Annotated in this window: 19 protein-coding genes and 1 riboswitch; of the genes, 9 read left to right on the forward strand and 10 right to left on the reverse strand. The window is 60.9% G+C overall.

All coding sequences use genetic code 11. The features are described from left to right. Positions 1-141: 141 nt before the first annotated feature. Positions 142-1,323, reverse strand: a complete 1,182-nt coding sequence (gene metZ, locus JWS10_RS19060; RefSeq protein ID WP_299509371.1) for an O-succinylhomoserine sulfhydrylase — start codon at positions 1,321-1,323, stop codon at positions 142-144. Positions 1,324-1,373: 50 nt separating this feature from the next. Next, positions 1,374-1,450: riboswitch (SAM riboswitch) on the reverse strand. 109 nt (positions 1,451-1,559) lie between these two features. Here metZ and JWS10_RS19065 point away from each other — a divergent pair. Continuing rightward, a complete protein-coding gene (locus tag JWS10_RS19065) occupies positions 1,560-2,285 on the forward strand; it encodes a hypothetical protein (RefSeq protein ID WP_299509372.1) in 726 nt (241 codons plus the stop codon). 96 nt (positions 2,286-2,381) lie between these two features. Next, positions 2,382-3,302, forward strand: a complete 921-nt coding sequence (locus JWS10_RS19070; RefSeq protein ID WP_299509373.1) for an alpha/beta fold hydrolase — start codon at positions 2,382-2,384, stop codon at positions 3,300-3,302. A gap of 159 nt (positions 3,303-3,461) precedes the next feature. Here JWS10_RS19070 and JWS10_RS19075 read toward each other — a convergent pair whose 3' ends face one another. The 3 genes from JWS10_RS19075 to ftsY all read right to left on the reverse strand — a co-directional run bounded on the left by JWS10_RS19075 (position 3,462) and on the right by ftsY (position 6,071). Then, the gene (locus tag JWS10_RS19075) at positions 3,462-4,085 is read right to left on the reverse strand and encodes a hypothetical protein (RefSeq protein WP_299509374.1); all 624 of its coding nucleotides are present in this window, start codon (positions 4,083-4,085) and stop codon (positions 3,462-3,464) included. A gap of 94 nt (positions 4,086-4,179) precedes the next feature. Then, a complete protein-coding gene (locus JWS10_RS19080; RefSeq protein ID WP_299509375.1) occupies positions 4,180-4,806 on the reverse strand; it encodes an inner membrane-spanning protein YciB in 627 nt (208 codons plus the stop codon). 263 nt (positions 4,807-5,069) lie between these two features. Continuing rightward, complete coding sequence (gene ftsY / locus JWS10_RS19085; RefSeq protein WP_299473736.1) at positions 5,070-6,071, reverse strand: signal recognition particle-docking protein FtsY; 1,002 nt, start codon at positions 6,069-6,071, stop codon at positions 5,070-5,072. 127 nt (positions 6,072-6,198) lie between these two features. Between ftsY and JWS10_RS21295 the strand changes: the two genes are divergently transcribed. The 3 genes from JWS10_RS21295 to JWS10_RS19095 all read left to right on the forward strand — a co-directional run bounded on the left by JWS10_RS21295 (position 6,199) and on the right by JWS10_RS19095 (position 7,764). Continuing rightward, positions 6,199-6,570, forward strand: coding sequence for a hypothetical protein (locus tag JWS10_RS21295; protein ID WP_366943559.1), 372 nt, complete (start codon positions 6,199-6,201; stop codon positions 6,568-6,570). Between the two features lie 3 nt (positions 6,571-6,573). Further along, on the forward strand, positions 6,574-7,242 hold the full coding sequence (locus JWS10_RS21300) for a fatty acid desaturase (RefSeq protein ID WP_366943560.1): 669 nt from the start codon (positions 6,574-6,576) through the stop codon (positions 7,240-7,242). A gap of 90 nt (positions 7,243-7,332) precedes the next feature. Next, complete coding sequence (locus tag JWS10_RS19095; RefSeq protein WP_299509376.1) at positions 7,333-7,764, forward strand: hypothetical protein; 432 nt, start codon at positions 7,333-7,335, stop codon at positions 7,762-7,764. A gap of 239 nt (positions 7,765-8,003) precedes the next feature. On the opposite strand, the gene xseA is transcribed toward JWS10_RS19095, so the two are convergent. Together xseA and JWS10_RS19105 are read right to left on the reverse strand one after the other, a co-directional pair. After that, entirely contained in the window at positions 8,004-9,563 is a 1,560-nt protein-coding gene (gene xseA / locus JWS10_RS19100; RefSeq protein WP_299509377.1) for an exodeoxyribonuclease VII large subunit, read from the reverse strand. Then, the gene (locus tag JWS10_RS19105; RefSeq protein ID WP_299509378.1) at positions 9,472-10,194 is read right to left on the reverse strand and encodes a hypothetical protein; all 723 of its coding nucleotides are present in this window, start codon (positions 10,192-10,194) and stop codon (positions 9,472-9,474) included. The genes xseA and JWS10_RS19105 overlap by 92 nt, the downstream gene beginning before the upstream one ends. An 84-nt stretch (positions 10,195-10,278) precedes the next feature. On the opposite strand from JWS10_RS19105, the gene purD reads away from it, so the two are divergent. The 3 genes from purD (at position 10,279) to JWS10_RS19120 (ending at position 13,767) form a co-directional block, all read left to right on the forward strand. Further along, positions 10,279-11,541, forward strand: a complete 1,263-nt coding sequence (purD, locus tag JWS10_RS19110; protein ID WP_299509379.1) for a phosphoribosylamine--glycine ligase — start codon at positions 10,279-10,281, stop codon at positions 11,539-11,541. Positions 11,542-11,664: 123 nt separating this feature from the next. Next, complete coding sequence (locus JWS10_RS19115) at positions 11,665-12,921, forward strand: aspartate kinase (protein ID WP_299509380.1); 1,257 nt, start codon at positions 11,665-11,667, stop codon at positions 12,919-12,921. Positions 12,922-13,077: 156 nt separating this feature from the next. Further along, positions 13,078-13,767, forward strand: a complete 690-nt coding sequence (locus JWS10_RS19120; RefSeq protein WP_299509381.1) for an aspartate/glutamate racemase family protein — start codon at positions 13,078-13,080, stop codon at positions 13,765-13,767. A gap of 208 nt (positions 13,768-13,975) precedes the next feature. Here the strand turns inward: JWS10_RS19120 and JWS10_RS19125 are convergent, their stop codons facing one another. Continuing rightward, on the reverse strand, positions 13,976-14,338 hold the full coding sequence (locus JWS10_RS19125; protein WP_299509382.1) for a DoxX family protein: 363 nt from the start codon (positions 14,336-14,338) through the stop codon (positions 13,976-13,978). Positions 14,339-14,423: 85 nt separating this feature from the next. Continuing rightward, positions 14,424-14,909, reverse strand: coding sequence for a MarR family winged helix-turn-helix transcriptional regulator (locus tag JWS10_RS19130; protein WP_299509383.1), 486 nt, complete (start codon positions 14,907-14,909; stop codon positions 14,424-14,426). Between the two features lie 87 nt (positions 14,910-14,996). Here JWS10_RS19130 and JWS10_RS19135 point away from each other — a divergent pair, with 87 nt between their 5' ends. Continuing rightward, positions 14,997-15,806: an SDR family oxidoreductase gene (locus JWS10_RS19135; RefSeq protein ID WP_299509384.1), complete on the forward strand. Its 810-nt coding sequence runs from the start codon at positions 14,997-14,999 to the stop codon at positions 15,804-15,806. 93 nt (positions 15,807-15,899) lie between these two features. On the opposite strand, the gene JWS10_RS19140 is transcribed toward JWS10_RS19135, so the two are convergent. Together JWS10_RS19140 and JWS10_RS19145 are read right to left on the reverse strand one after the other, a co-directional pair. Then, entirely contained in the window at positions 15,900-16,583 is a 684-nt protein-coding gene (locus JWS10_RS19140) for a L,D-transpeptidase (RefSeq protein ID WP_299509385.1), read from the reverse strand. Between the two features lie 47 nt (positions 16,584-16,630). Beyond that, entirely contained in the window at positions 16,631-17,008 is a 378-nt protein-coding gene (locus JWS10_RS19145) for a hypothetical protein (RefSeq protein ID WP_299509386.1), read from the reverse strand. Positions 17,009-17,185 lie beyond the last annotated feature (177 nt).

The raw sequence follows: 17,185 nt of genomic DNA on the forward strand, positions 1-17,185 counted from the left end.
CTGTGGTCGCAGGTCTTCAATATAGGCGAGTTGCCGCCTTTTCCCAAGCCTGTCCGAAGCAATACGCGCGAAAGGCGACATTGGATTAACGGCGTTCACAATTTTGCGAGTCGGCGGGGCAATGTCACCCCGCCCTATCGTTCAGATTGCGGCCAGCGCGTTTTGCAGATCAGCGATCAGATCACCGACATCCTCTAGCCCCACCGACAGCCGGATCAGCCCCGGCGTGATGCCAAGCGCGTCTTTTTGTGGCTGTGGCAGGCGCTGGTGGGTGGTGGTGGCGGGATGGGTGGCGATGGATTTCGCATCACCCAAGTTGTTGGAAATCTTGATGATTTCCAGCGCATTGCAGAACCTGAACGCGGCTTCCTTGCCGCCTTTGATATCAAACGTCACCAAAGTACCGCCCGAACCCATTTGCGCCATAGCCAGTGCGTGTTGCGGGTGCGAGGCAAGCTCGGGAAAGATCACTTTGGAGATGCGATCATCGGCGGACAGCACCTCGGCGATTTTCAGCGCAGATGTGGCCATCGCACGGCAGCGCAGGTCCAAAGTCGCCATGCCGTTGAGCATGATCCAAGCGGTGAAGGGGCTCATCGCGGCCCCGGTGTGCTTCAGGTAAGGCTCGGCGACTTTGCGGATGAAGTCTTTGGTGCCGCAGATCACGCCACCCAAGGCGCGGCCCTGACCGTCGATGTGTTTGGTGGTGGAATAGACAATCACGTCAGCGCCTTGCTCTACCGCGCGGCTAAAGATCGGGGTGGCGAAGACGTTATCGACGATCACCAAAGCGCCGACGGCATGGGCGATTTTGGCGACTTCGGTGATATCGACGAGTTCCAGTGTGGGGTTCGACATCGACTCGAAAAACACCGCTTTGGTGGCGGGGGTGACGGCTGCGCGCCACTGGTCGAGGTCTGTGCCATCGACAAAGGTGACGTTGACGCCGTAGCGGGTGAGGACTTCTTCGAGGATATAAAGGCACGAGCCGAACAAGGCTTTTGACGATACAACGTGGTCGCCTGCGCGCAGCATGGCGGTGAGTGCGCCGTTGACGGCGGCCATGCCTGATGCGGTGGCGAAAGCGTCTTCGGTGCCTTCTAGGGCCGCGATGCGTTCTTCAAACATCCGCGTGGTCGGGTTGCCGTAGCGGGCGTAGATGAACTCATCATCCCCGGCTTTGATGAAGCGTTCCTCGGCGGATTCGGCGGTGGGGTAGACGAAACCTTGGGTCAGGTAAATCGCCTCGGCCATCTCGCCATATTGCGAACGGCGCGAACCCTCATGCACCAGTTTGGTGCGCGTTTTCCAGTCATTGGTCATGGCGAAGACCCTCCGGTCCAAAGAAAAACCCCGAAACCAAAGGGCTTCGGGGCTTGCGACCCTGACCCTCTTTAGCGGAATGTTTAACGTGGCCCGCAATTCGGAATAAAGCACCACGGGGGGTGGATAGCCCTCGCGCGGGGTGAGGTCAACGGCGGTTGGCAGAAATCGCACTCTTTGCTGCAAAAACAGGGTAAGCTGGCAGCATTAACGCACATTTTTCATAGGTGATTCCGATGTCTGGATTTGGATATCAGCCGAAGCCGCTGAATCTTATGAACGAAAAGCTGACACTATCGCCGGAAACCCAAGCCATGATCGCCGATATTGAGGCGAAGATGGCCGCTAGGGCTTGGATGGAGGCAATGCTGGCTCCGCGATGGGCCGATCTTATTCCGATGCTACAACTTTCGACGTTGCGCCCGGTGGTTGTTGGCCCGGTGGCGGGGGCGCCTGCGGCTTGGCTGGTGCCGCTTCCTGCCGGGACTGGTCCGACTGCGCCTAATCCGGGACCGGCGACGCCTCATGCGGGTGAGGCAAAAGACGTGCTGGAGGCGGTTTACAAGCTGCCGATTGTGCAAAAGCAAGTTGGGTTGTTGCAAGACGAGGCCAAGCGGCAGTGGGGCGTGTTGAAGGGTGAGTCAAAGGTGGCTCCGACCGGTGAGAAGGTGCTGATGGTATCCAGCACGGTCGTGGTGGCCGGGGCATTTATCGCGCCGATTTTGGCGGTGCGCGACACCCGGTTGATGGCGTTTGGGCTGATCAAAGACAAGTGGCTGCCGGTGCCGGGGTTGGACGGCTATAAGATCAAACTGCTGGACGAGGGCGCGGGGGTGACAGTGCCGCTGCCGATACCGGGGCTGACGGTAGAAGCCGAGTCGCAGTTTTTGCAAAGCGGGACGAAACCTACGACGATCATGTTTCAGTTCGATCTGATGGAGTTTTGGGGCAAGAAAAAGTAGCCGTTACGCTAAGTGACCGTTACGCTGCTGTAACGCGGCGTTCATCGCTTTGTTGCAGCCTTGTGGCAGCCTTTAGGCGACACGAGGGGGCAAACAATGCCGGATCAGACGAATGTTTTCCGAGTGGATGTGGGCCGTGCTGGATTGCGGGTGGATCGGGTCGCGTTGGCCGAGGCGTTGGCGCTGCTACCTGTGGGTGCGCCGGTTGTGGTGATGATCCACGGTTATCGCTTTGCGCCCGGCGCGCGAGGCGGCAATTGTCCGCACGGGCATATCTTCTCGATGCAACCGCCTGTGCAGGATTGGACGGCGATTTCTTGGCCTCGGCATCTCGGGTTAAGCGGCGGTCGCGCTTTGGCGATTGGCTTAGGCTGGCAGGCGCGCGGGCGGTTTCGCGGCGCTTGTGTGCGGGCACGCGTGGCGGGGCGGGCTTTGGCAGAACTCGCGGCTTTGGTGCAACGTCTTGATCCGGGGCGGGCGTTCGATGTGATTGGGCATAGTTTGGGGGCAAGGGTGGCACTGGCCGCCCTGCCCTACGCGAACCCCGGCGATCTGCGGCGGTTGATCTTGCTGGCGGCGGCAGAGACGCGGCGGCCAGCGATGCGAGCGATGGCCTCGGCGGCTGGCGCTTGCGTGCAGGTGGTCAATGTCACCACGCGCGAAAACGATCTGTTCGATTTTCTTTTTGAGTGGTTGGCGGGTGCTGGTTTGGACACCGCGATTGGGCAGGGTTTGCGCGAAACTCCGGCGAATTGGCTGGATGTGCAGTTGGATCAGCCTGCGAGTTTGGCGGCACTGGCGCGGTTGGGGCATGATTTGCCCGACGCTCCGGCGCGGATCAGCCATTGGTCGCCGTATCTGCGGCCGGGAGCGTTGGGGCTGTATCAGGCGATTTTGGACGGCAGTTTGTCGGTTCAGGCGCTGCGCGAGGCGTTGCCAGAGCGGCGTGATCCGAGGTGGTCAAGGTTGCTGGCCGGGTGGCAGTGGCCGTTGATGGGGCGGATGCAGCGGGTATAGGCAGGGGCGCATCACTATCTTTCTTGCCCGATTTGGCCGCAGACAAGTCGGGTCGCGAACGCTGGTTTGCTGCACATCACCCCTTGCTCAACGGCCCTTGGCCTTATGAGCAATGAACCGAAAAACTCTGCTCCGCAGAGTTTCCTTTCGGTTCCAGCCTTACGCCCCTGCCCCGTAGCCTTCTTGCACGGTGCGCACCAAGGCGGTGCGGATCATGTTAGACACCAGTGGCAGCAGGCCGAAATACAGCAGCCATGTGGTTTGCGAGGCTTGTTGGATCAGCGTCTCATTTGCCAGCACCATCGCGAGGTTATAAATCACCATCACGCGGGTCATCACCGCATCGGTGCCGCGCATGTTGGGTTGCGGCCAGCGGAAGCGGTTGATCGCATAAGAGCCATCCACCACGTCAATCGCGTAAAGTGCCGCCGCAAATAGGAAGTACAGGCTGAGAAACCGCTGACACAGCAAGGGTTCAGCCGACCAGATCAGCAGGCCGAGCGCGCCGGGGCCAGCCAACATGATCAGCGCAACGGTGACTGGGGCCGAAACCTGCGCACGGGTGCGGGCGATCATCACGCGGGATTTCATCGCCAAACGCAGACCCATGCCAAGCACGAAAGCCACCATGAAGGTGGTGCGGGCATCGTCGAGCCATATGCGCAGCAGGGGCCATGCGAAGAGGATGAGCAGACCGGGCAGCAGGATTTCGACAGGAAACGGCGTGGTGCGGCGAAAGCTGCGGAAAAACTGCGCTAGGATGTCGAGAGTGGTGTCCAACATACCGCATCCTCTGGTTGACTGCACCTTTCTCGCGCGGCAATCGGGCCCGGTTGGGGCTGAAATATGGCGGTAACGGGGCGGTCGACTCGGGGATTTATTTGTTGTCGGGGGTTGCGTCAGGCTCGATCGCGTAGCGGCTGAGCACCCCGCTCTGGCTGATGAAAAACAGAAACAGCGCCGCCGTCAGACCGAAGGTTTTGAAGTTGACCCAGGCGTCGGTGGACATGGTGCGCCAGACGACCTCGTTGGCGATGGCGAGGCCGAAGAAGAAAGCGGTGAGGCGGCGGGTCAGGATCATCCAGCCCTCGGGGTGCAGCGGCAGGGCTTCTTCCATCACCAGTTTCAGGTAGGATTGACCGCGCAATAGGCCGATGCTCAGGATGATGCCGAATGCGAGGTAAAGTAGTGTGGGCTTCATTTTGATGAATCGCTCATCCTTCAGCCAGACCGACAGCCCGCCCATGACGATCACGAGGATAAGTGTCATCACTTGCATTTTGGACAGCGTGCCGGTGAGTTTCCATAAGATCGCGGTGGTTGCGATGATCAAGAGCACGAAAATCGCGGTCATCAGGATGAAGCCGGAGTAATCGGTGCCGAAGATGTGGTAGGTTTTGTCTTTGACAAAGCGGAAGCCCGCGAAGAACAGGATGATCGGCCCGAGTTCCAAGCTCAGTTTGACCATTGGATTCAGTTTCGCTTTTGTCGTTGTCGCGGCCATTGCCTCACCCCGCACGTTTCAATCACCGCTGCTCCTAACGCAATCAGCGCCATCAGGCCAGTGCGGACAAGCCAGTGCGGACAAGCCAGACGTTACCGCCCAGCACAAGCCAGCCGATCAATGCGGACATCGGTGAGGTTTCTGGCGAGATCGCGTGGTTGTCGATTCGATTTGATACTGACACGGCGCTTGCGGCGAGCCGCCGGGGCCAGCCCCGGACCCCGGGATATTTGGGCAGAGAGGATGACCTAGTCGGTTGGCCGCTAATCAGCTTGACCGACTAAGGCGCGGGCGAATTCGTCGGGGTCGAACGGGGCGAGGTCGTCGATTTGTTCGCCGATGCCGATGGCGTGGATCGGCAGGCCAAACTTGTCTGCGAGAGCGACGAGGACGCCACCTTTGGCGGTGCCGTCTAGTTTGGTCATTACCAAGCCGGTGACGTTGGCGATCTTGCGGAAGATTTCAACCTGGTTGATGGCGTTTTGGCCGGTGGTGGCGTCGAGCACGAGGATGGTGTTGTGCGGGGCCGTCGGGTCTTTCTTGCGAATGACGCGGACGATTTTGGACAGTTCCTCCATAAGATCCTGACGGTTTTGCAGGCGGCCTGCGGTGTCGATGAGTAGCAGATCCGCGCCGTCGGCTTGGGCTTTGGTGAGGGCGTCGAAGGCAAGGCTGGCGGGGTCGGAGCCTTCGGGGGCGGTCAGCACGGGCACGCCTGCGCGGGTGCCCCAGACTTGCAACTGCTCAACAGCTGCGGCGCGGAAGGTGTCTCCGGCGGCGATGACCACGGATTTGCCAGCGGCTTTGAACTGCGAAGCGAGTTTGCCGATGGTGGTGGTTTTGCCGGAGCCGTTGACGCCGACCACCAGCACAACTTGCGGTTTTTGCGGGTAAAGCGGCAGCGGGCGGGCGACTGGGGCCATGATGCGGGCGATTTCGGTGGCGAGGGCGTCGCGGAGTTCGGAAGTTGAGATACGTTTGCCGAAGCGGCCCTCGGCGATATTGGCGGTGACGCGGGTGGAGGTATCAACGCCCATGTCGGCGGTAATCAGCAACTCCTCAAGACTCTCCAGCATGGCGTCATCAAGCAGGCGGCGGGGCTCGTCGCTGCGGCCGATCAGACGCGAGAGCAGGCCGGGTTTCGCCTCGGGTTCGGGGGCAGTTTCCGGCGTGGTGGAGGGATCGGCGACCAAAGCCTCCAGCCCCTCACCGATCTTGTCGGAGGAGCGGAACATCCGGTCTTTCAGCTTTTTGAAGAAGGACATGGCGGCTCCGGCTGAGGCAATGGGGTTTCCCTCACCTAGTCAATTTAGCAAGGCTTTGGAAGGGCCGCGCGGCGGGATTGGCATAACCTGCTCTGGCCCTTGCGATTTCTCATGGTAGAATAGGGGCATGGAAGCTGTAACCTCTCGTTCGTTGCCAGTGGCGCTGTTTGCGTTGGCGTCTTTGCTGCCGCTTGCGCTGTTTGGCGCGGGGATTGTTTGGGGCGGATGGTGGGGCTTTGCCGCCCTTGCCTATATGACGGCGTTCGCGGCGGTGTTGGATCAGATTAGCGGCTGGTTTTTGGAAGATGCGGCGGAGGGGGCGGAGTTTCCAGCGGCGGATGCGCTGTTGGTGGTGTTGGCTGTGGGGGCGCTGGCTTTGATGCCGGCGGCTGTCTGGGCTGTTGCGGGCGACAGTGGGCTTTCGGTCTGGGCGCGGGTTGCGGTGTTCATGGGCGCGGGGCTGTGGTTTGGCCAAGTGGCGAACCCGGCGGCGCATTAGCTGATCCACCGGCCGGGGCGGGGGCTGTTTCGGCTGGGCGCGCTGGTGTATTGTTGGCTGCTGTTTGGCCACCACACCTCAGCGCATCGCTTGGTGCATCATCGCCATGCGGCGAGTGCCGAAGACCCCAATACCGGGCGGTCCGGTGAGGGCTATTATGCGTTTCTGATCCGGGCTTGGTTGGGAAGTTTTCGGCGCGGTTGGGCGGCGGAGGATGCGTTGCGTGTTCGCGGTAAGGCGGGGCTGCATCCCTACGCGTTTTATATCGGCATGGCGGTGGTCTGCTTGGGCTTGGGATTTGCGATTGCCGGGATTTGGGGGGCTTTGGCTTGGGCGGCGCTCGCGGCACATGCGCAGAGCCAGTTGATGCTGTCGGATTATGTACAGCATTATGGGCTGGTGCGGGCGGTCCGGGCGGATGGGCGGTTGGAGCCGGTATCAGCGCGCCACAGCTGGAACGCCGGGCATTGGTTTTCGTCGGCCTTCATGCTGAACGCGCCGCGGCACTCGGATCACCATGCGCATCCGGCGCGGCCTTATCCGGCGTTGCGACTGCCAGAGGTTGCCGATGCGCCTCGGCTGCCGTGGCCACTGCCGCTGGCCTGCATGATCGCGCTTTATCCGCCGTTGTGGAAGCGCGCCATTCGTCCACATTTGAACCGCTGGCGCTGAGGCGCGGACCCTGCCCGCCCGAGCCTTACACAAAGCTGTCACTGGCATTTTATCCAGCCTGCGTGCAAAATCGTCGCGATGGAGATTATCATGCGACTTAGAATTGCCCCTGCCCTATCTTTGGTAGCCGTGCTTTGCGCGGCTTCTGCGCAAGCGGATACGCCAATGGTGACACCCCCCAGCCCGCCCATGACCGGTGCCGAATTTGAAGCCTATGTCACCGGCAAGACGTTGACCTATGCTTTGGGCGGCACGATCTATGGCACCGAACAGTATAAAGCTGGGCGCAAAGTCATCTGGGCGTTCACCGAGGATGAATGCCGCGAGGGCTATTGGTATGAAAGCGGGCCGGAGATTTGCTTTGTCTACGAAGACCCGAATGATCCGCAATGCTGGATGTTTTTCATGGGCAAAGCCGGGATGAGCGCGCTGTTTACTGGCGACGGCGGCGGGGCCGATTTATCGGAAATAGCGCAAAGCAGCGGGCCGATGGCATGTATGGGGCCGCAGGTTGGGGTGTGATTGATGGTAGGGCCGCCTCGGGTGGCATCGAGCCACCGCTCGGCGGCGCTGCCGGGGGATAATTTTGAGCGTTGGGTTTGGCGGGATGGTGGAGCCTCCGGCGGGGATATTTATGAATAGGTGAAATATCGGGGCGGGGTGATTTGTCGCGCTGGTTCGGCAAATTTGCGGCGCTTGGTGTTTGTGGTTTGCGCAGATGTGAGTCGGGTGAGCGGCCGTCGCATTTGGGGAATTACGTTTTAGAACAAGCTGCCCTGCTCGGGACCGCCGGATTTTGGCTTTTTCGCGGGCCGAGGGCCGAGGCTGAGACGACCGTCGGCGAATTCGATTTCCAGCGTCTGGGATTTTTCGGCGGCGGCTTTGTTGGTGATAACGTTGCCATCACCGCGCACGACGGCGTAACCGCGTTGCAGCGTCTCGGTATAGCCTAAGGTGGTGCGGGTGCGGTCGAGCGCGTCGAGGCGTTGGGTAAGGGCAGCGAAGCGGCGGGCGGGAGCGGCTTGCAGGCGGGTGTCGAGCAGCGCCAGTTTGGCATGGCCTTCGTTGGTTTTACGCGCGGAGTCACCGATCAGGCGGGTCAGCGCGGGGGCGAGGCGCGAGGCCCATTTGTCGAAACTTGCGTGTTTGCGCTCGGTGGCGCGGGTGGTGCGGTCGTTGAGGCGCAACTGAGTATTGTTCAGCGCCTCGCGGCGGCGGGCGATCAGGGTGAGCAAGGCTTCGGGGCGCAGACGCGAGGCGATGTGGGCGTAGGTGCCGCGCTTTTTGGACGCCGCCATGCCGAGTGCTCCGCCAAGACGTTGTCCAGCGGTATCAAGGCGTTGGCGGGGGGTGGCGAGTAGGGTTTCCAGTCGGGGGAGTGCTCGGGTGAGGTCGCGCAGGCGTTGGTCGCGGCGTTGCAGCGTTTGCGCTATTCCGCGCGACTGGCGGGCGGTTAGGGCATCCAGCGTGGCGATCAGGTCGAGGCGCACTGGCACGGCGAGCTCGGCGGCGGCGGTGGGGGTGGGGGCGCGCAGGTCGGATGCGTAGTCGATCAGGGTGGTGTCGGTTTCATGGCCGACGGCGGATATTAAGGGGATCTGGGAGGCGGCGGCGGCGCGGACGACGATTTCTTCGTTGAAGCCCCAGAGATCTTCTAGGGAGCCGCCTCCTCTTGCGACGATGATCAGGTCGGGGCGCGGGATTGGGCCGCCGGGGGTTAGCGCGTTGAAGCCTTTGATGGCGGCGGCGACTTCGGCGGCGCAGTTCTGGCCCTGCACGGCGACGGGCCAGATCAGCACATGACGCGGGAAGCGGTCGCGCAGGCGGTGCAGGATGTCGCGGATTACCGCGCCGCTGGGGGAGGTTACGACGCCAATGACGTGTGGCAGGTAGGGGATCGGCTTTTTGCGGGCGGGATCGAACAGACCCTCTAAGCCCAGCGCGGCCTTGCGTTTCTCTAGCATCGCCATCAACGCGCCTGCACCTGCGGGGGCGACATCATCGACGATCAGTTGGTATTTCGACTGGCCGGGGAAAGTGGTCATGCGCCCGGTGGCGATCACCTCCATGCCTTCCTCGGGGCGGACCTGCATTTTCGCGACTTGGCCTTTCCAGCTGACGGCATCCAACGAGGCGCGGTCATCTTTGAGGGCGAAATAGAGGTGGCCTGAGGCGGGGCGGCTGATACGGCCGACTTCGCCGCGCACGCGGACGAGGCCGAACTCGCCCTCAATCACCTTCTTCACCGCTCCCGCGAGTTCGGAGACGGTGAATTCCGGGGAATTGGACGGCGCGGGGGTGTCTTCGAACAGGTCGGTCATTTGCGAAGTTTGGCATGAAATCGGAGCATAGAAAAGTCGTGAACGCTCGTTTAGGCATCGCCTCGCGGTTCGCCCCAATGGCCGCCAAAGAAAATGACCGAAGCGAATGCCAGAAAAAACAAGACAATGCCGAGATTGACGCGGCACCAGACTGCATCCAATCACCCATAGCCACCATTGCGATCCCGAGTCCCAATGCCATAAAAGCTTGGTTTCTGCGAAGTGCCTGCAAACGTGTTGGCCAAATCTTTCGCGTTGGAACAGCGCCGAACTCCTGCTGATACAAATCAACCGCGCGCTGGTAAGCCGGGTTGTAGACAAAAGACAGTGAGCCCCTAAACGGTGTTGACGCACGAACCGACCAACGTTTGATCTCAGCGAACGCGCTTGAACTGGGGGTGTCGCGCAATTGGACGAACGCGATGAGTGGAGAAGGTAATATCGGGCCTTCGGCAATATCGAGCAGATACCGAAACTTACGGTATTCAAGCATCACTATGGCACAACGATCTTTGCTAAACCCGAAAGTTTTGCGAAGACTCTCGGTTATCGCCCACTCAAGGGTTAGGTCCGCGGTGGCAAGGGCGCTTAAAGCTGTCTGGATCTCGTGCCACAGATTTTCGTCCTGCATTGCCACCTCGCACATCGCCGCACTTGTTCAACCGCAAGCACCATCCTATGAAGCCTGCATCCACAAGCCAAGCCGGAGGCGCGCATGAACATCCTTATTCTTGGCTCGGGCGGGCGGGAACATGCTTTGGCTTGGGCGGTGAAGCAGAACCCTAAGACCGATCGGCTGATTGTGGCACCGGGCAATGCGGGCATTGCGATGCTGGCGGAATGTGCGGATTTTGACATTCTCGATGGCGCGGCTGTGGTGGCGTTTTGCGAAGTGAATGCGATTGATTTTGTGATCATCGGGCCGGAGGCTCCGCTGGCTGCCGGGGTGGCGGATGCGGTGCGGGCGGCGGGGTTTTTGACCTTTGGGCCGAGTGCGCAAGCTGCAAAGCTGGAGGCATCGAAGGCGTTCACCAAAGAGATTTGCGATGCTTGTGGCGCGCCTACGGCGGCTTATGCTCGGTTCACTGAAGCGGGTCCGGCGAAGGAATATATCCGGGCGCAGGGGGCGCCGATTGTGGTGAAGGCCGATGGGCTGGCGGCTGGCAAGGGCGTTATTGTCGCGATGACCGAGGCGGAGGCTTTGGATGCGATTGACGACATGTTCGGCGGTGAGTTTGGGGCGGCTGGTGCGGAAGTGGTGATTGAGGAGTTTATGACGGGTGAGGAAGCCAGTTTCTTCATCCTGACCGATGGCGTCCATGCCCTGCCGATTGGCACCGCGCAGGACCATAAACGGGTGGGAGATGGCGATACCGGGCCGAATACTGGCGGGATGGGGGCGTATTCCCCTGCCCCGGTGCTGACCGACGCGATTGCCCAGCGCGCGATGAATGAAATCGTTTTGCCGACGATTGCCGAGATGGCGCGGCGCGGCACTCCGTATCAGGGCGTGCTGTATGCGGGGCTGATGATCAAGGACGGTCAGGGGCGGCTGGTCGAATACAATGCGCGGTTTGGCGACCCGGAGACGCAAGTTTTGATGATGCGTCTGGGTGCGCAGGCGTTGGATTTGCTGCTGGCTTGCGCCGAGGGGCGGTTAGATCAGGCGCAGGTGAATTGGGCGGATGACCACGCGATTACCGTGGTAATGGCGTCGAAGGGTTATCCGGGGGCATACGCGAAAGGCTCGGTGATCGACGGGCTGGATCGGATGCCGGAAGACAGCCGTCATATGGCGTTCCATGCGGGCACGGCGATGAAGGACGGTCAGATCGTAGCCAACGGTGGCCGTGTTCTGAACATCACCGCGCGGGGCGATACCTTGGCCGATGCGCGCAATCGGGCTTATGCGATGATTGACTTGCTGCTCTGGCCGGAAGGTTTCTGCCGCTCGGATATCGGCTGGCGCGCACTTTAAGCGAGTTTCGAGCTTGTCTCGTAAATGAAGAACGTTCCAGACGGGTGGCAAGGCCCGCCCCTCTTGCACCCGTGCGGGTTCCTGCTAGACACCCCGCGATAACGTTTTGACGAAGGATGGCGGATGCCGCTTCTCGTGATGAAATTTGGCGGCACCTCGGTGGCCGATCTGGCACGGATCGAAAACGCCGCGAAGAAGGTGCAGGCTGAGGTCGAGCGCGGCTATGACGTGATCGTCATCGTCTCGGCTATGTCGGGTGAGACCAATAAGATGGTGGCTTACGTCGAGGGCACCTCTAAGCTTTATGATGCCCGCGAATATGATGCGGTGGTGTCGAGCGGTGAGAATGTCACGGCTGGCCTGATGGCTTTGCGGTTGCAGGAGATGGGGATCGCGGCGCGGTCTTGGCAGGGTTGGCAGGTGCCGATCAACACGACTTCGGCGCATTCGAGTGCTCGTTTCATGTCTATTCCGCGCGAGAATATCGACGCGAAGTTTGCTGAGGGCTTTAAGGTGGCCGTGGTCGCGGGCTTTCAGGGCGTGTCGGCTGAGGGTCGCGTGACGACTTTGGGCCGTGGCGGGTCCGATACGACAGCCGTGGCTTTCGCGGCGGCTTTTGCGGCGGAGCGGTGCGATATCTATACGGATGTGGACGGGGTTTACACGACTGACCCGCGCATCACCAATAAAGCGCGCAAGCTGGACAAGATCGCGTTTGAGGAAATGCTGGAATTGGCATCCTTGGGCGCGAAAGTGCTGCAAACCCGCTCGGTGGAATTGGCGATGCGGTATAAGGTGCGGCTGCGGGTGTTGTCCTCGTTTGAGGACACCGATGAGAACTCTGGAACGCTGGTCTGCGACGAGGATGAGATTATGGAATCGAAAGTTGTGTCGGGCGTGGCTTATTCGCGCGATGAGGCCAAGGTGACGCTGGTGCGGGTTGAGGATCGGCCCGGCATTGCGGCGGCGATCTTTGGGCCGCTGGCTGAGGCTGGCGTCAATGTCGATATGATCGTGCAGAACATCTCGGAAGTTGAGGCGGGCAGCGTCAAGGGGGCGACGACGGATATGACGTTCTCGTGTCCGGTCAATCAGATCGCGCGGGCTCAGAAAGCGATGGAGGATGCCGTCGCTTCCGGGACGATCAGCTATGATGGGATCGTGGTGGACAGCGATGTTGCCAAGATTTCCGTGGTGGGGATCGGGATGCGGTCTCATGCCGGAGTGGCGGCGACGATGTTCAAGGCTTTGTCGAAAGAGAACGTCAATATCAAGGTGATCGCGACGTCTGAGATTAAGATCTCAGTCCTGATCGACCGGAAATATATGGAGCTTGCGGTGCAGGCTTTGCATGATGCCTTTGAGCTTGAGAAAGCTTAAGCGAGGGTTTTTCCGCTGGGGATTTGACGCCGGGTGGCTTGGCTGCTCGGCGTTTTTCTATGGATGCCACGTGTGGACAGGGTGTTGGGGTGTTTGAGATCAATGCGTTAGGTTTTTCGTTAGGATGGCGTTAACTATGGGGCAAAGGGAGCGGGCATGAAAACCATCGGCATTTTGGGCGGCATGTCGGCGGCCTCAACCATGACCTATTACCGCACGCTTTGTGATCTGACGCGGGCGCGGTTGGGTGGGTTACACTCGCCGCAACTGCTGATCCGCTCGCTGGATTTCGCGCCGATTGCGGCGTGGCAAGCTGATGGTGATTGGGATGCGGCGGCGGCTTTGCTGAACACCGAAGCGCAGGCTTTGCAGCGCGGAGGGGCAGAGGTGTTGGTTTTGGCGGCCAACACCATGCACAAGTTGGTGGAGCCGATGATGGCAGGGGTGACGATCCCGTTGCTGCATATTGCGGACGTGACGGCAGAGGCGATCAGGGCGGCTGGGTTTCGTAAGCCGGGGCTGATGGCTACCGCGTTCACCATGGAGCAGAGTTTCTACACGGATCGTTTGCGGTCGGCGGGGTTGGCTCAGGTGGTGCCGGGGGCTGAGGATCGGGCTGAGACGCATCGGATTATCTATGATGAGTTGTGCCGGGATATTATTACCGATGCGAGCCGGAGCGCCTATGAGGCGATTGCGGGGCGGTTGGTTGTGGCGGGGGCGGATTGTTTGATCCTTGGTTGCACCGAGATCGGGATGCTGCTGAATGCGGGCAATGTCAGTGTGCCGGTGTTTGATACGCTGGTCATCCATTGTGAGGCGGCGTTGGAAATGGCGCTGCGATGAGCATCAAAGGGCGGTGCATGATCGCCGGGTGGGCGAGCCACAGAGGTTCTAAGCAATTTATAGGTCAGCAAATCCCACGGAAGTTCTAAGCGGGACAGCGCAGAAGCGCCCGCCCGAGGGGGCGATCGGGCGCTGCCCGGCGGCGCATTCGCGCCTTGATTCCGGGCGGGTTGTTTGCTTGGGAAGTTGGAAATCGGCGGTCTGACATTCACCGCCAGACATACCGACCCGGCCCCTGTGCTGCCAAGATCAACAATCCGCCGGCGATGGACCAGTTTTTCACCATGATCGTCACCTGCCACGGGTCGGCGCGCAGTTGGTAGTGGAAATAGCTGGTGAAGATGCAATAGGCCGCGAGGATCAGCGCCCATGTGCGGACTTTGGGGCCGAAGATCAGGCCGAGGGCGGCGATCAGGTTGAAGGCGGCCACCGGCCAGACCAGCCATAGCGGCAGGCCGATGGAGGCGATCATATCGCTGACTGGGGTGGGGTCGCCAAGTTTTTGCGCCGCACCGCCAAGAAACAGCAGCGCGATCAGCAGGCGGCCTACGAGGTTGAGCGCGTCGTTCATCGCTGCGGCGCTTTAAGGTTTTTGCTGCTGCCGCTTGTTGCGCTGCGAAGCCGTTCAGCAAGCCTGACTTTGGCAGATAATTCTGTCAAGCGCCCGCGCTGCCCAAATCTGCGGCCAGCACCAGCCCGGCCAAACGGCGCAGCTCGGCGGCTTGATCGGCACCAAGCACCGCATCAATCTGCCGATTGGCTTCAGCATAAAGCGCAAATACCTTGTCCAGCCGCGCCGCGCCATCGGCGGTCAGACGGGCATGGCGGGTACGTCCGTCTTTTTGCCCTTGCGTCACCGTCAACACACCATCGCGGATCAGTGGGCGCAGTGCGTGGGTCAGCGCCGAAACCTCAAGCCCAAGCTTGGCCGCCACCGCTTGCAACAGCGGCCCCTGCCCCTGCGCATCATCCAGCTCGGCCACCACCGCCACCAGCCGTGCTTGCGCCGAGCTTAGGCCCGCAGGCAGCATTTCGGCATCATAAAACAGCGTCACCCGGCGCGCGGCTGTCCGCAACATGGTGTTCAAACAGCCGGAATGCAGGGCGGCCTCGCTGCTGGACTGGGTGTGGTCATCCGTCATTGTGTGAAAATACTTGAGCGGTCAGGCATTGACAATCCCCCAAGCTGAGCTGCATTACCTGAGTTCTCAACTAATAGGATAAATCCAATGACAGCTCTCCCTAATGCAACCCCGTCCCGCCCGGTCGCGCTGATTACCGGAGCTTCTTCCGGCATCGGCGCGGTATATGCTGACCGCCTTGCGGCGCGCGGCTATGATCTGATTTTGGTCGCCCGGCGCGGCGATCGGCTGGCGGCTTTGGCCGAAGACCTCAAGGCGCATGGGGCCAGCGCGCGCATTCAGATCGCCGATCTGACCACCGAAGCCGGACTGTCAGCGGTGGAAAGTTTGCTGGCCGATGACCCCAGCATCGCCCTGCTGGTCAACAACGCAGGGCTTGCCCGCATCGGTGGTTTTGGCGCGATGTCCGCCGGTGATATTGCCGCCCAACTGTCGCTGAACATTGTCGCCCCGACGCGGTTGACTCACGCAGTCCTGCCCGGTTTTCTGGCGCGCGGGGCGGGGGCGATCATCAACATCGCCTCGGCTGTGGCGCTGCACACCTATCCCGGAACCACGGTTTATTCTGGTACGAAAGCCTATATGCTGGCGTTCAGCCGGGGCATCGCCGAGGAGGTTGCTGGCAGTGGCATTCGGGTGCAGGCAGTGCTGCCTGCGGCTGTTGGCACTGAAATCTACGATCTTTCCGGCTTTGATATCGCCTCGGTGCCGTCTGAATTCGTGATGACGACGCAAAATCTGGTGGACGCCGCGCTGTCCGGCTTTGACGCAGGCGAAAGTGTGACCTTGCCTTCGGTCGAGGATGCCACCCTGTGGGACAGCTTTGAAGCCGCCCGTTTGCCGCTGTTTGCAGCCAGTCAAAGCGGCACCCCGGCTTCGCGGTATCACAGCGGCTGAACCGGGCGATGTCTGCCCCCGCCTTGGCAATCGCGGGGGCAGCGCAACGGTTGTGCGCAGAGCGGCGCAAGCGATGGCCCGCTTTCTCAGCTGTCAGTAAGGTGCTTCAAACTGCGCGTGGCCGATAGACGCGAGCACCACCACTTTGCAGCCATCTTGCACGCGGTCGTGCAGGTCAATGACGTCTTGATCGAGCATACGGATGCAGCCGGAAGACACTGCTTTGCCGAGATATTTCGGCTCACAGGCGCCGTGGATGCGGTAGAGCGTGTCCTTACCGTCTTGAAACAAATACAGCGCGCGGGCTCCGAGTGGGTTGCCGGGGCCGCCGGGCATTCCGCCGTTCGCTACGGAATAGGGCGCAAATTCGGGGCGGCGGGCGACCATCTCATCCGGGGCTTTCCAGATCGGCCATTTGCGGCGAAACTGCATCCGCGCCGTGCCATTCCAGCCATAACCCGCAGCACCGACGCTGACACCGTAGCGCAAAGCGCGGCCGGGTGCGGTGACAAGGTGCAAGAAGGCAGCGTCGGGATCGACGATGATGGTGCCCGCAGATTCGAACGGGAACGGGTTCGCAACCTCTTGCCGCCACAGGTTCTCAGCGACCACACCATCGGGGATGGCTGGAACGGGGTGAGGCTCGGTATAAATCGCGCCATAATGGGCGGGCATTGGGGGCGGTGGTGCGGGGGCCGCTTCGGGTGGTTTGGCGGCGGCACAGGCGGAAAGCGATGCGGCAGAGGCCGCTGCCATAAAGGCGCGTCTGGTCAACATGGGATATCCTAAGGGCTAAAGGTCAAGGCACTGGAGTGCGGTGGCGTTCAGACGCGTCTGGGCGGACCAATCGACTGCGGCGGGTGGTGGCCTTTCAGGCGGGACCACCGCAGGCTTTGCAGCAGAGTTGCGCGGCTGGCAAAGGCGATTTCCATCTCGGCAGGCAGGACGGCGAGCACGGGATCGCAGGGGGTGCCGCGCAGGATCGGGCCTTTGCAGCGCTTGATCGCTGCGACATAGGTTTTGTGAGGCTGGGCCGAGGATGTTGTTGGGCTGTGACTTTGCGGATCAAGGCGCGGGCTGTCTGACACGATATGCAGCGGTGGAGCGTTAAGACCTTGCGCCAAGCTGCTCCATGGCAGGAGCGTCAGCACAAGCAGCACCAAGAAAAGGCGGGAGATACACAGCATGATTTTACCTGCCATGCGCGGCGCGGGGTGTCGAGAGCGTGGACGCGCGGATTGTTCCGCAGCCCGTTCATCTGTTTTCACATCACTGTGATCGCATATCGGGCAGATTTAAGCGGCAAGCTGCCGAATGACGCACAACGCGCTTAAGTTGCGCGGCGGTTGGCACAACTAGCCCGGCTGAAAGGTTTCCCT

Origin of the sequence: Cypionkella sp., assembly GCF_028290025.1 — a bacterium.
In the GTDB taxonomy this organism is placed as follows: Bacteria; Pseudomonadota; Alphaproteobacteria; order Rhodobacterales; family Rhodobacteraceae; genus Cypionkella.